Below are 12,589 nucleotides of genomic sequence, written 5' to 3' on the forward strand. Positions count from 1 at the left end.
CCCGCGGCCGGCCCGGCAACCAGCCCGGCGCCGCTCTCCGGCGGGGCACGCGCGCGCGCGGACGCGCTGGCGGAACAGATCACGGCGCTGGCCGCCGGGCTCACCCGCGCGCTGGACGGGTTTGTCCAGGAGATGGCGGCCCTCGGCGATATGGCGGCAACGGAGGCACGGGTCGAGACCGTTGAGGCCGAAGCGGCCGAACGGGTCGCCGAAGCGGTCGCCCGGTCGGTCCGGGCCGAACAGGTCGCCCGCGAGGCGCAGGCCGCGCGGATCGAGGCCGAGGCCGTCGCGGCCGAGGCCGTCGCCGCGGTGGACCAGCTCGACGAGCGGCGGGCCGCTCTGGAGGCCGAACGGGACGCGTGTGCCGCGGCCCGCGACGAGGCACGGGCCGCCCTTGACACGGTGCGCGTCCAAACCGCGGCCGCCCTTGAGCAAGCCCGGCGGGAGGCCGACGCCCGGATCGAACAGGCCTGTACCCAGGCGACTGAGGAGATCAGCCAGGCTCGTCAGGCCGCGGATGCCGCTGTCGCGACGGCACGCGGCGAAGCCACGGCCTCCCTTGCGCGGGCCCGGGAGGAAGCCGCCCAGACCCTCGCCGCCGCCACCGCGGCTCGTGATGGCGCGCTGGCCCGGGCGGAGGCTTTCGAGCGGACCGCGACCGAGGCCCGGGCGGAAATCGAGCGGTTGCGCGCTGATCTGCTTCGCCAGCAAGAGGTCACCGATGCCGCGATCACCCGCATCCACGCTGATGCCGACAGGCGGCTGGACAACGCACAACGGGTGGCGGACGAACGCCAGGGGGTGCTCGTCGAGGCCAGGGCGGACGCCCGGGCCCGCGCCGAGCGCGCGGAACGGCAGGCCGACGAACTCGCCGCCGAGCTGCGCGCGGTACGGGCGGAGCTGACCGCGGCCCGTGACAGCCTCCGCGGGACTGGGCAGCCCGCATCCCAGATACGTCACCCCGACAGTAATGGTCAGTCACAGTGAGAGCGTGTGTGAGATCGGGCGTTCGATCAGGCAGCGGCGCCGGGGCGGATGGATCGCGAGGCGGCGGAGGGAGCCACCGGAGGTGGTGGGTGGCGACCGACGACAACACAGCGAGGTGCGTGCCCCAGCCCCGCGACGCCGCGTCCCCTATTGCCGGGCGCTCTCAGGTCGGCAGATAGCCGGGGAGCCCGCTCCGGCACCGCGGGCGGCGCAGAACCACCCGCCGGGAACCGTCTGGCAGCAGGCGGAGCCGCTCCAGCTCCCAGTCACCGAACTCGGCATGCAGGGTGAGTACCGCCAGCGCCTGAAGTCGATCCGTTCCGGGCGGTAGGTACAAACGTTGATACTCCACGTCCATGGCGCCACCGTAACGACACGGTGGGCGGTGAGAGCGACGAACCCTCGGGTTCACCCTGCCTGTCACGGCACGTAAAGACCAAGGAACGCAAGCGTGGCATACACCAGCATCATCGCGGCACTCACCGTCAGGACGAGACGTACGACATCATCACGCCGGGTAAGAGCGGCCGCGACAAACAGGAACGGGAAGGTTCCGTACGCATACCGTTCACTCGAATCAAGATTACTACCAGTGAGTACGGCGGCCATCGTGATGGCGGCCCACAGCGTGTACGAGGCCGGTAGCGTCCGCGCCATCATGACGAGCAGCAGCGCGAACAGCGCCAGCCATGGAACGTGCAGGCCGGTGCCCACTTCGCCATGGGTGATTCCCCGGGCCGCCGTCCACAGCACAGCGGCGGGATTCGACGAGCTGCCATGCAACGACTGCTGCCGTTGCACCCGCAGCGGCAGCAGCGCGTCCGCATAGGCGATCCACGACCACAGCCCGAACAGCGCGCAACCGGCCGCGGGCGCGACAGCCGCCGCCGCCCGCCGCAGCCGCTCCGCGACAGTGGCTGTCCCGAGCCCGCGAACGGTCTCGACAGCCGCCGGTAGGACCAACAGGATGCCAACGGGACGACACAGCCCCGCCAGCAGGCCGCAGGCGGTGGCAAGCTCCCACCGCCGGGTGCGCAGGCCCGCGAACACGCCAACGGCCAGCAGCCCCCACAATGCCTCGGTATAGCCCATGACCAGCACAAATGCGGGCGGCGCCAACGAGGCCAGCCACACCAGGCGAGACGTTGCCGCCGCGTCGAAGCCCTCGTACCTGGCCAGCCAGGCGAGGGCTGCCACAAAGACAAGGGCGATCACGTTCACGAGGAGCAGCAGCGTGATGCCGGTGTGACCGCCCAGCCCGGGAAGCAGGGTGACCCCACGGACCAGCAGCGGCAGTAACGGGAAGAAACGCAGCCCCTGCCCGCCGGCTCCGGCGTACCCGTGTTCGGCGATACCCGCGTACCAGCCGGCATCCCAGCCAAGCAGCCCGGTCAGCGTGAACGGTCTGCCCGTGGCTGGCTGCCCCGCGCCAAGCTGCCCGGTGATGCCGCCTTGCCCGGCGATGTAGCGGGCCAGGGCATAGGCCGCGCCAGTGACGACCCGGGTGGCACACCAGGCAAGGACAATATCACGCAGGGGCAGCGTCCGCCATCCCCGCCTGCTCGGCGTGCCCTGGCGGGGATGCGGCTGCGGCTGTGGCTGCGCGTGAAGCGCGGCCCGCGGCTGCGACGCCAACAACCATCACGCCCTAGGGCTGGAAGCGCAGGAGGGTGAAGTTCTCCCACACCCTGGCCGGTGTGCCCTGCCGCATGACCTCGTCAGCCCGTGGGCGGCTGTCCTGTAGACGGCCACGGACCTGGGTGCACAGGGTCTCATACGTCCGGTAGGCACCGGAGCCGGCGAGGAACACGGTGTTGGCGGGGCCGGCCTCGGCGAGCGCCCTGTCCGCGACGATCACACCGTTCGCCTTCGCGTTACGCTCCTCGTAGTCCGTCCAGTCAACCCGGTCCGGCGGCGCGTAGGTCGGAACGACATGTACGCGCATCCAGGCCGGGACGGTGCGGGCGAGTCCCGGGCCGAGCTGGTCCGGGCAGACAAGCAGCACATCACCGGGACGGCCGAGACGTGCCAGCGCCGACGCGGCCTCGCCCGCCTGGGTGCGGGTCCGGGACAGGTCGCCGTAACCACCGACGAGCCCGAGCAGCGCGCACACGACGATGATCCCGCGGAACAGCCGACTGTCCACGGCGACAGTCGCGCCAAGCCCGATGACCAGCAGGAACGGAACGAACGCGGTGGCGGTGTAACGATCCGCCCAGGCGTTGCCCACCACCTTCCCCGCGGCCACGGCGACGAACAGCGTCATGGTGGCCAGGAGGAACAGCGTCCGGCCGGGCTCCATGCCCTTCAGGTCGAACAGCACGTACCGGCCGTCGACCGCTCGGCCCGCGACACCCGCGGCGGCAAGCCCCGTGATGAGGAACAGCAGTGTCCGCCCCTGGGTGGTGGGACCACCTGCCCACTGCCCGTAGGCGTGCGCGATCGCCGCGAACGTCGCTGGTTCTCCCCACGGTGTTCCGGTGTGCGCCATCTGGTAGGAGAAGCCTCCCAGCCAGGGGGCGAACACAAGGCCCCCGGCGGCGATACCACCGAGCGCCACCAGCGGCGCCCGGACACCCCATGCCGGCCGCGGCCTCGCCAGGACCAGCAGAAGCCAGCCAGCCACGGTGAACAGCAGGTAGAAGCACCAGTAGTGGGTGAGCGCCAGCATGCCCGCACACAGCGCCAACGCGGCGACCGAGCCTGGTGAGCGCCGCCGCAGCGTGGCTTCCAGCGCCAGTCCGCCAGCCGCGGTCAGCAGCACCACCAGGCTGTACATCCGCGTCTCGGTGGCGAAGTACAACGCGAACGGTGAGGTGAGGTAGAGCACTGCCGTGACCCGTGCGGCCCGGACGCCCACGACCCGCCGAGCCAGCAGGAACAGCGGCCCGACAGCGGCCAGGTTCATCAGGGCCGACAGCGCCCGCACCGCGAACGTGCCGACGCCGAACAGCTCGATCCAGCCATGCAACAACAGGTAGTACAGCGGTGGCGAGCCATCCTGGCGAAGCCCGTCGAACAGCGTCGTGCCGGGCCCGGTCAACGGAAGCCGCGCAATGGCGACACTCTGCGCCTCGTCCAGCCACAACGCCTGGCGGGCGGAAAAACGCACCACCACCGCTACCGCAATGAAAACGAAAAGTGCCGCCTTGAAAGCAAGGCCAGCCCGTTTCGCGCGGGGCTGGCTCTCCGCAGCCGGCCCCGGGATGTTCTCCAGCGGCCGCACCGCCACGTCAGTCACGGTCAAGTCCCCCCTTCTGGTCCCGCGACTGCGCTAACGCGGTGCCTTCGCGTAACCGGGGGAGACCTCCTCGTGGTAGTCCTCCTCCACGTTGACGCCCCACACGTCGTGCTCGGCTCCGTCAACAAGGTTCTGGACGGTAAGCAGCGCGGTGTACATCGAGTGATCCTGATTGTTGTACCGATGCATACCGTTGCGGCCTACCGGGTGGACGTTTGGCGCGGCCTCAGCCAACCAGCCACGCATGATTTCCACATTCTTCTTGTAGTCCGCGTCATAGAACGGGTAGGCCTTGGGCATACGGACCACGAAACCGCGTTCCACCTGGTCCGCCGGGACAAGACCCAGCTGCGCGAGTTCCTTGGAGGCGAGTGCGATCAGGTCTTCATCGGGCATCGACCAGGTCTCGTCACCCTCGAACACGAAGTACTCCATACCCAGGCAGGTGCGCCCCTCCTTCACCAGGAACGGCGACCACGAGGCGAAATTCTGGATGCGCCCGACCAGCAGCTCGGGTGAGTGCACGTAAATCCAGTTGTCCGGGAAACCAGCGGACTCGGGCACCACGAGCGCGACGGTGAGGAAGTCACGGTAGCGCAGCGCGTTTGCCGCGGCCAGCACATGGTCGGGGGCGGGCGGGTCCATGACCCGGATCAGCGAGGAGAACGACATCGACGATATGATCTCGTCTCCGCTGTAGCGGTGCTCGGACCCGATGTCGGTCCGGGAGGCCTCCGGCGCGCCCGCTCCGGGACCGTACCCACCGGTGACCACGGTGGTCACGCCGGTGGCCCGGCCATCCGCGTGGTGAATCCTGCGGACCTTCTCCTCAAAAACGATCTTCCCGCCGCGCTTGGAGATTTTGTCCGCCGCGGCCTCCCACATCATTCCGGGCCCGTGTTTCGGGTACTGGAACTCCTCGATGAGAGAGGCGATGTCCTTTTGGTTCCGTTTCGGCATGACCGCGTTCATGATGGCATTGAGCAGCGAGAGGTTCTTGATACGCTGCGCCGCCCAGTCCGCCTCGATCGTGTTGGCCGGCACCCCCCACACCTTCTCGGTGTAGGTCTTGAAGAAGATCCCGTACAGGCGCCAGCCGAAACGGGCCGCGACCCAGCCTTCGAATTTCGTCTGATCCTGGGGCGGCCGGACCCGCGCCCAGGCGTAGGAGAGGATGCAGCGCACCGCCTCGAGCACACCAAGGCCGCGCAGGGCATTACCGGCACGCAGCGGGTAATCGAAGAGTTTCCCGTTGTACATGATGCGGCTCGACCGCGGGCGCATCAGAAAGTCCTCATCAGGCAAAATCTCGTGCCAGAGGGCCTCGACCTCGGGCACCTTGGTGAAGAAGCGGTGCCCGCCGATGTCGAATCGCCAGCCTTCACGCTCCGCGGTGCGACTGATGCCCCCCACCGTCGAGTCGCCTTCGAGGACCGTCACGGGTACGTCCCGCTTCACCAGCTCCCAGCCAGCTGTTAGACCTGCCGGTCCGGCTCCGATAACGATGACCTCGGGCTTTTCGGCCACTGTGCCTGACCTCTCCTCAACTTCGCACGCGATGGTCATCCGCGCGACACACCAAGAAGCCGGTGGACAATAGTCCGGCTCGGCTTCTCAGTCTGGCATGAGCCAGGCGGGCACCTGCCCGCGCCCCCTCGCGATTGCCCGGCACGATCTTCCGGCCGAACCCGCTCCGCGTCAGCCCGGTGGCTGGGTAAGGCTTCTGGCATGGTGCGGGTCATGACTGCGTTCCTACCCGGCCGGGCGAACAATCCGACCACCGCATCCGGGTGGTTTCGGCACGATCTCCCGGCCAGCGGGAACGTGGGTCCGCTGCTGCTCGGCTGGTGTGCCGTCGCGGCGGGCATCGCCGCGGGCGACGGGCGCGGCCCCTGGCCGTTGGCATTGGTGCTGGCCGGGTGGGGCGCGGTGCTCGTCAGTGTCGGCAACGTGGTCGTCGGCAACATGGTCGGCAAGGATGCCCGCGCTGGCCGCGGAGCGGTCTGGGTGACGCTGGCTGTGGTCCTCGCGGCCGGTGTGACGATGCGGCCTCGCTACTACGCCGCCGGCGGGTGGGCGGACGTCTCCGACGCGCTCGGCGTGGCCGGCGGGCTGCTCACCGCGGGGTCGATCCTGTGGTGGCTACGCCGGGTGCCAGGTGACCGCGCCGGAGCACGGTGGCTCGTGTCGCCATCCTGCTTCTGGTCGGTTGTCGGTCTCATGACAGGCGCCGGGATCGCAATGATCATTGCGGCGCCGCGGCCGCGTATCGATGTCTTCTACCTCCTTCAGGTGTCCGCCGACGGTCTGTTCGCGGGCGCGGACATGTACCGTCAGCAGTGGGCCCCCAGCCACACCGGGTATCCGGTGAACCAGCTGTTCGATGTCTACCCGTATCTGCCGGGGACGACGCTCGTCCTCGCGCCCTTCCGCCTGCTGCTCAGCGACGTCCGCTATGGTCTGCTGCTCGCCTCAGTGATCACAGCTGTCGCCATCCGCCGGATCATGGCTCGCAACGGCGCGCTGGGGGATACCGGGCTCCCGCCCGCGCTGCCGCTGCTCGTGCTGGCCTTTCCCGGATCCATGTACGCGCTTCAGCAGTCCTGGACAGAGCCGCTGCTCACGGCATGTGTCAGCGTGATGGTGTGGGCGGTGGCCGCGGGCCGGGCCCGCTGGGCGGTCGTCGCGTTCGCCGTGGCTCTCGCCAGCAAGCAGCACCTGGCGCTGCTGATCCCGGTCGCGGCGTTCTGGCCGGCGTTCGGGCCCAGACGCACGCTCGCCTCGGTCGCCGTCGCCGCGGCTGCCGTCCTGCCCTGGGTGGCCGTCGGCCCGGCGGACTTCTGGCGGGACGCGGTGATGACCAATCTTCGCTATCCGGTGCGCGGCGATGCGCTGTCCGTGCCCGGCGTGCTCTCCCACGTGGGGGTCACAACCGGTTTCGGGCCGGTGGCGGCCGCGCTGGTACTTGCCTACTGGCTCGCCTGGCGGGTGCGGGCCGACGCCGCCGGGTTCTGCGCGGGCGCGGGCGTGGTGCTGCTCACGTTGGACGTCATGAACAAACAGTCCTATTTCAACCACTACACGTTGCCGATGGCGCTGTTGGTGACCGCGCTCGCCGCCCAGGGCGAGCGCGGCCCAACAGCGCCGGCCGCGCCTGTTCAGCGCAACGTGGAGAAACGCTCCAGCGCGGCGCCCTCGTAGACCATGCGCCGGTCGACCTGGAGAGTGCGGTCACGCAAAGCGGCAAGTTGGTCCGAAACGACCGCGCAGGCACCTTCCAGGGTCTTGTAACCGTCCGCGCGCACAAGGAACACAGCGTGGCTGGGGCCGGCCAAGGTGTTCACCCGGGCCGCGAAGTCCGCACCGCTGGCCCGTCTCATCCGGGCCGCGTAGTCGACCCAGTCAACCAGCGCCGGCCCGCTCGCGTCCGCGTAGACGATCTGCCTGAGGTCAAGATCGCCATGGCGTTCGATAGCCCGGAACACCGCCGGGCCCAGCTGGTCGGGACAGTAGGCGACCACGTCCCCCGGCCGGGCCAGCGCTGAGATCCGATTCGCGATCTCCCCGGCCTGCGTGCGTTCCTGCCGTGCCATGTTCCAGCCGCCGGACAGGCCTGTCACGCAGACAATCATGATGATTGCCGTCCGCACCCGTCCGGGCAGCAGGCCGATGCCCAGCGAGGCGAGCAGCAGAAAGGCCGGCAGCGATATCCCCGTATAGCGTTCCGTGTAGGCACTGCCACCCATGGTGTTGACCAGGTAGGCGAGGGCGAGCGGAACCAGCCACAACGCGACCAGGTAGCGTCCTGGCAGCCGCCCGGTCGGGACGATGTGCAGCCCGTCGTCCTGCGGCCGGCCGGTCAGGCCGAGCAGCGCGGCTCCGAGCAGAACGACTCCGAGCAGCGCACCCGTCGACGTCGGCCCGGCCCAGTCGAACACCGTGTCCAGCAGCACCTGGGCCTGCACCCGCGCCGCCCACGGGGTGCCCGTGTGCAGCATCTGAAACAGGAACGACGGCATCCAGGGCGCGAACAGCACAGCCGAGGCAACCATCGCCAGCAGCGCGGACAGCGCGGAGCGGCGATAGGAAGGCCGCCGCCGGGCCTGCACCGCCAGGAACACCGCAACCGTCGTGACCAGCAGAAACGTCCAGTAATGCGTATAGACCAGCGCGGCGGTGGACACGGTCAGCAGCACCAGGCGGCGGCGGGACGGCTGTTCCAGCGCCCGCACCAACGCCAGCCCGAACAGCAGCACCAACAGCACCACCAGCGAGTACATCCGGGTCTCGCTTCCGTACCGGATCGCGTACGGAGAACACGCGAACAGCAGCAGGGCCGCCATCCCCACCCGGCCGGGCGTGGCCGCGTCACCGCTGCCGAACATCGCCGCCACCCGGCCGACCCGGCGGCCGGCAATCCAGGCAACCGGCAGCGTGCCCAGCGACAGGAGGCCCGACAGCGCCCGGACAGCGACATCCCCCGTTCCGAACAGCCTGATCCACATATGCAGGAGCAGGTAGTACAGGGGCGGCGAACCGTCGTGGCGCAGCGCGTCGAGCAGCCCACCGACCGGTCTGCGAGAGATCTCGACGGTGAGTGACTCGTCCAGCCAGAGGTGGCTCGGCGTCACGAACCGCAGGGACGCGCCAGCCCCGATCGCACCCAGCAGGACGGCTATCAGCAGCCTGCGGATCCACCGGTCCCACAGCGGTGCCCAGCCGGCTGGCGCTGACCGCCCGCTGGCACTGACCGGCTTCGCCACCTGCGCCGGCTGGCTACCCGGCCGCGCGAGGTCATGCCCGCGGTGAACCTCCGCCCGCGGTTTCGGGACGCTGGTGCGTGACCGCGCGGCGTCGATGATCGGTGCCGCGGACGGGACGGCCGCCGTCGATGCCGCCGCGGCCGGCATGACGGACACAGCCGCGGATGCGGGCAGGTCCGCCACCGGGCTCCCAGAAAGGTCGGTGCTCACCAACGAGACGGTACCCACAGTGTCACCAGCCCGATCGTCCATGTCAGCCGCTCGACGCGCCGCGCCGTGGCCGGCCGGCGAACCGCGGGCACGGCGCCGCGGCTCACCGGCCCTGACCAGCGGAGTCATCCGGCTCGACCGCCGCCTCGATCTCCTGCGCGAGCAGGGCGGGAAGAAGTGTGTTACGGCGCCGGCCGCCGGCCTGGCGCACCGCGCCCCGCAGCGCCGGGCCGCTCACCGACACCACCGACAGATGGCGCTGGGCCCGGGTCAGCGCGGTGTAGATCAGCGGACGGGTCAGCATCCGTCCCGCTTCTGGCGGGAACACCGCCACCACGGCCGGCCACTCGCTGCCCTGCGCCCGGTGGACCGTGACCGCCCAGCCGTGCCGCAGATCCCCGACAGCCCCGCTGGGGACATCGACATCGCCACCGGGAAAGGCGACCGTGAGCGCGCCCCGGTCACCTACGCCGCGTACCATCCCGATCTCCCCGTTGGCGAACCCGTCGTCCAGATGGTTCGCGGTGGCAACCACCCGATCACCCACATCGAATCCGCCCGCTGCCCCCGCACCGGGGTTGAGCACCTGCTTGAGCGCCTTGTTCAGCGCGGCTGTCCCGGCTGGGCCCCCGTGGACCGGAGTCACGACCTGAACGTCGGTCACCGGGATCCCCAGCGCCCGCGGGATGGAGTCGGTCACGAGCTGGACGACCCGGTGGGCTGCCTCTCCCGCGCTGCGGGCGGGAACCGCCACCACCTCGCGGTCCGGTCCGCGCGGTGGTGGCGGGAGCTCACCCGCGCGGACCGCCATGGCGAGTGTCGCGATCCCACCACCGTCGGCCTGGCGGTAGAGCCGCCGCAGTTCGGTGACGGGCGCCACCCCGGCGTCGAGCAGGTCAGCGAGCACCCGGCCCGGGCCGATGCTCGGTAGCTGGGCCGGGTCTCCGACGAACAGCAGATGAGTACCGTCGGCGCAGGCATCCACCAACGCGGCGGCGAGCTCGGCGTCGAGCATGGACGCCTCGTCGACGACGACGAGGTCGGCCTCGATGGGATTGTCCCCGTCACGCGCGAAGGCCCCGGAGGTTCCCTGCGCCTGCAACAGGCGGTGCAACGTGCTCGCGGGCCAGTCGCACAGCTCCTCCAGCCGCTTGGCCGCCCGGCCGGTCGGCGCGGCCAGGGCGATCCGCGCGCCGGCTGCCTGCGCGAGGCGTACAACCGCGGCCACGGTTCGGCTCTTGCCCGTCCCCGGTCCGCCGGTAAGCATGCTCACGCCGATGTCGAGAGCGGTGCGGGCCGCGTACAGCTGGCTCTGGTCAAGGCTCGCCAGGACCGCGGCAAGATCTTCCTCGGGGTCATCCCCGGCCGGGTCCTGCGCGCGGTCATCAGCGGGGATCTCGGCCGGGTCGAGCTCCCCGGGCCCGTCGTCGATGCCGTCGATGCCGTCCAGACTGTCGAACATGTCCGGATGGGCATCCGGCCCCGTGGGGGCCGTCGGCGCCGGCCGGCCGTTCCCTGGCCGGGTGTTCCCCGGGCGCAGCGGCTCGGCGATGGCCAGTAGCCGCGCGATGCCTTCGGCCAGTGTCTGTTCGGCCACGGCAAACCGCTCGAGCGCGGCCAGCTCACCGGTTATGACCACGTGGCCGTCCTCAACCGCGGCGCGCAGCGCCGTGGCCGGATCCGCGACACCATCACGGGCTGCGGCCCGCATGAGCGTGTCCAGCGGTGCCGCGGTGTCGCCGAAGCGGAAGGCCGCCCGGCTGAGCAGATAGGCGATCACGGCCGGGCCTCGCCGGGGGTCGTCGCGCCCCGCGCCCGCCACGCGGGCAAGGCGGTCCGCCTGGGTGAGTTCGGCCTCGCCCGCGGCAAGCAACGCCCAGGGATCCGCGCGTAACGCGTCCGCGACCCCCGGGCCGAGCTCGTCAGTCAGCCCGCGCACCAGGCGTGCCGGCAGATCAGCCGCAATCAGCAGCTCGGCCGCGCGGTAGGCGCCTTCAGCGGCGGCAAAGGAGTCGACCAGCCGCTGGGCCCGGGCCGGGGTGACACCCTCGACCGCTGCCAGCCGGGTCGCCTCAACGTCCGCCGGGCCGCGGATCCCGGCATCGGCGAGCCGGGCGGCGGTCGTCCGGCCGAGCCCCGGCCACAGCCCCGCCGCGCAGAATGCGCTGAAGACGATGGCAGGATCGGTCAGCGGCGCCTCGGTCGGGGCCACGCCGGAAGGCTGGTCAGTCGGCACTGTCTCGGCCTGCATGCCGGCAGCCTACGGCGTGTTTCAGAAGTCGCCGTTCGATCCGTTTCGATGCGTGGGGCTATGCTTCCCGGGACGGCTGAGCAGACGATCAAAAGATCGTGATCGTACACCCCTCAACCTCCTGGGCTTCCCGTTCACCGTTCGACGCCGCTTGTGGAGGGGACTTGCCGTTGAACATGCTGGAAGCCGTTGCGCTGGGCACTGCGCGGGGGCTGACGGAGTGCCTGGGCGTGGCTCCGGCGCTCCTCGCCGCTGCCGGGGGCTACGCCTCCATAGCCGGCCCGCTGAGATTCCTCGCCCACCACAGCACGCTGGCGTCTGTCCCCTACGGGGTGGGGCTGGGTAGCGGGGTCCGGCTCTTGGCGGCCGCCGGAGCCGTTGCGGCCATCCCATGATGATCTGCTCTGTGGATGCCCGGTGACCACCGTCCTGCTCGTCCGCCATGGTCTTACCGCCGTGACAGGCACTGTCCTGCTCGGCTGGACCCCGGGTGTCGGTCTTGACGACCGGGGCCGGGAACAGGCACGGGCGCTCGCGCGCCGCCTCGCGCCGGTTCCGCTTGCCGCGATCGTGTCCAGCCCGCTGCAGCGCTGCCAGGAGACCGCCGCGGCGATCGGAGCCCAGCGGCCCGAACCCACCGACGGTACGGACCAGGCACGTAGCATCACGGTCGACGACCGGCTGGGGGAGTGCCGCTACGGCGACTGGACGGGCCAGGAGATGAAGACCCTGGCCGCTGATCCGCTGTGGCGGACCGTCCAGGAGCACCCGAGCGCGGTGGTTTTCCCCGGGTCCGGGGGAGAGGCCCTGCGTGATACCGCGCATCGCGCGGTCACCGCGATCCGCGACTGGAACGCGAGACTCGGGCCGGACGCCGTCTGGCTGGCGTGCTCCCACGGCGATGTGATCAAGGCGATCGTCGCGGACGCCATGGGCATGCACCTGGATCTTTTTCAGCGCATCTCGGTGGATCCCTGTTCGCTGACGGTCATCCGTTACACCGAACGCCGGCCGTTCGTGATAAGGGTGAACGACCGAGGTGACGGGGTCGCGGACCTGCTGCCAGCTCCACGCACTGCCGATGGCGCGACCGATGGTGACGCCATCGTCGGTGGCGGCGCCGGAACGACCGAATGA

At 70.3% G+C, this 12,589-nt stretch carries 10 protein-coding genes; 4 read left to right on the top strand and 6 right to left on the bottom strand.

Annotation, left to right across the window (positions count from 1 at the left end):
* Nucleotides 1-987: hypothetical protein (locus tag MJ777_RS06690; protein WP_239374183.1), on the top strand; the 987-nt coding region annotated here is incomplete at its 5' end.
* A 163-nt stretch (nucleotides 988-1,150) separates the two neighbouring features.
* On the opposite strand, the gene MJ777_RS06695 is transcribed toward MJ777_RS06690, so the two are convergent.
* From MJ777_RS06695 to MJ777_RS06710, 4 genes are all read right to left on the bottom strand, one after another.
* Nucleotides 1,151-1,345, bottom strand: coding sequence for a DUF5703 family protein (locus tag MJ777_RS06695; RefSeq protein ID WP_239311588.1), 195 nt, complete (start codon nucleotides 1,343-1,345; stop codon nucleotides 1,151-1,153).
* A gap of 62 nt (nucleotides 1,346-1,407) precedes the next feature.
* Entirely contained in the window at nucleotides 1,408-2,622 is a 1,215-nt protein-coding gene (locus MJ777_RS06700) for a hypothetical protein (protein WP_239374186.1), read from the bottom strand.
* Between the two features lie 13 nt (nucleotides 2,623-2,635).
* Nucleotides 2,636-4,228 carry a glycosyltransferase family 39 protein gene (locus MJ777_RS06705; protein ID WP_239374264.1) on the bottom strand — a complete coding sequence of 531 codons (1,593 nt, stop codon included), beginning with the start codon at nucleotides 4,226-4,228 and terminating at the stop codon, nucleotides 2,636-2,638.
* 33 nt (nucleotides 4,229-4,261) lie between these two features.
* The gene (locus MJ777_RS06710) at nucleotides 4,262-5,755 is read right to left on the bottom strand and encodes an NAD(P)/FAD-dependent oxidoreductase (protein WP_239311592.1); all 1,494 of its coding nucleotides are present in this window, start codon (nucleotides 5,753-5,755) and stop codon (nucleotides 4,262-4,264) included.
* 213 nt (nucleotides 5,756-5,968) lie between these two features.
* Here MJ777_RS06710 and MJ777_RS06715 point away from each other — a divergent pair, with 213 nt between their 5' ends.
* The gene (locus MJ777_RS06715) at nucleotides 5,969-7,429 is read left to right on the top strand and encodes a glycosyltransferase 87 family protein (protein ID WP_239374189.1); all 1,461 of its coding nucleotides are present in this window, start codon (nucleotides 5,969-5,971) and stop codon (nucleotides 7,427-7,429) included.
* Here the strand turns inward: MJ777_RS06715 and MJ777_RS06720 are convergent.
* Nucleotides 7,387-9,330 carry a glycosyltransferase family 39 protein gene (locus tag MJ777_RS06720; protein ID WP_239374192.1) on the bottom strand — a complete coding sequence of 648 codons (1,944 nt, stop codon included), beginning with the start codon at nucleotides 9,328-9,330 and terminating at the stop codon, nucleotides 7,387-7,389. The two genes, MJ777_RS06715 and MJ777_RS06720, sit on opposite strands and share 43 nt — an antisense overlap.
* Nucleotides 9,305-11,452: an AAA family ATPase gene (locus MJ777_RS06725; protein WP_239374195.1), complete on the bottom strand. Its 2,148-nt coding sequence runs from the start codon at nucleotides 11,450-11,452 to the stop codon at nucleotides 9,305-9,307. Before MJ777_RS06725 ends, MJ777_RS06720 begins: the two co-directional genes overlap by 26 nt.
* 170 nt (nucleotides 11,453-11,622) lie before the next feature.
* On the opposite strand from MJ777_RS06725, the gene MJ777_RS06730 reads away from it, so the two are divergent.
* Nucleotides 11,623-11,847, top strand: coding sequence for a hypothetical protein (locus tag MJ777_RS06730; protein WP_239374198.1), 225 nt, complete (start codon nucleotides 11,623-11,625; stop codon nucleotides 11,845-11,847).
* Between the two features lie 22 nt (nucleotides 11,848-11,869).
* Nucleotides 11,870-12,589: a histidine phosphatase family protein gene (locus MJ777_RS06735; protein WP_239311274.1), complete on the top strand. Its 720-nt coding sequence runs from the start codon at nucleotides 11,870-11,872 to the stop codon at nucleotides 12,587-12,589.

It is taken from the genome of Protofrankia sp. Cj5 (assembly GCF_917627405.1).
GTDB lineage: Bacteria > Actinomycetota > Actinomycetes > Frankiales > Frankiaceae > Protofrankia.

Excerpts from the sequence above, each read along its gene's own strand:
- MJ777_RS06695 (WP_239311588.1), bottom strand. The coding sequence starts at position 1,345 with ATGGACGTGGAGTATCAACGTTTGTACCTACCGCCCGGAACGGATCGA.
- MJ777_RS06715 (WP_239374189.1), top strand. The coding sequence starts at position 5,969 with ATGACTGCGTTCCTACCCGGCCGGGCGAACAATCCGACCACCGCATCC.
- MJ777_RS06720 (WP_239374192.1), bottom strand. The coding sequence starts at position 9,330 with ATGACTCCGCTGGTCAGGGCCGGTGAGCCGCGGCGCCGTGCCCGCGGT.
- MJ777_RS06725 (WP_239374195.1), bottom strand. The coding sequence starts at position 11,452 with ATGCAGGCCGAGACAGTGCCGACTGACCAGCCTTCCGGCGTGGCCCCG.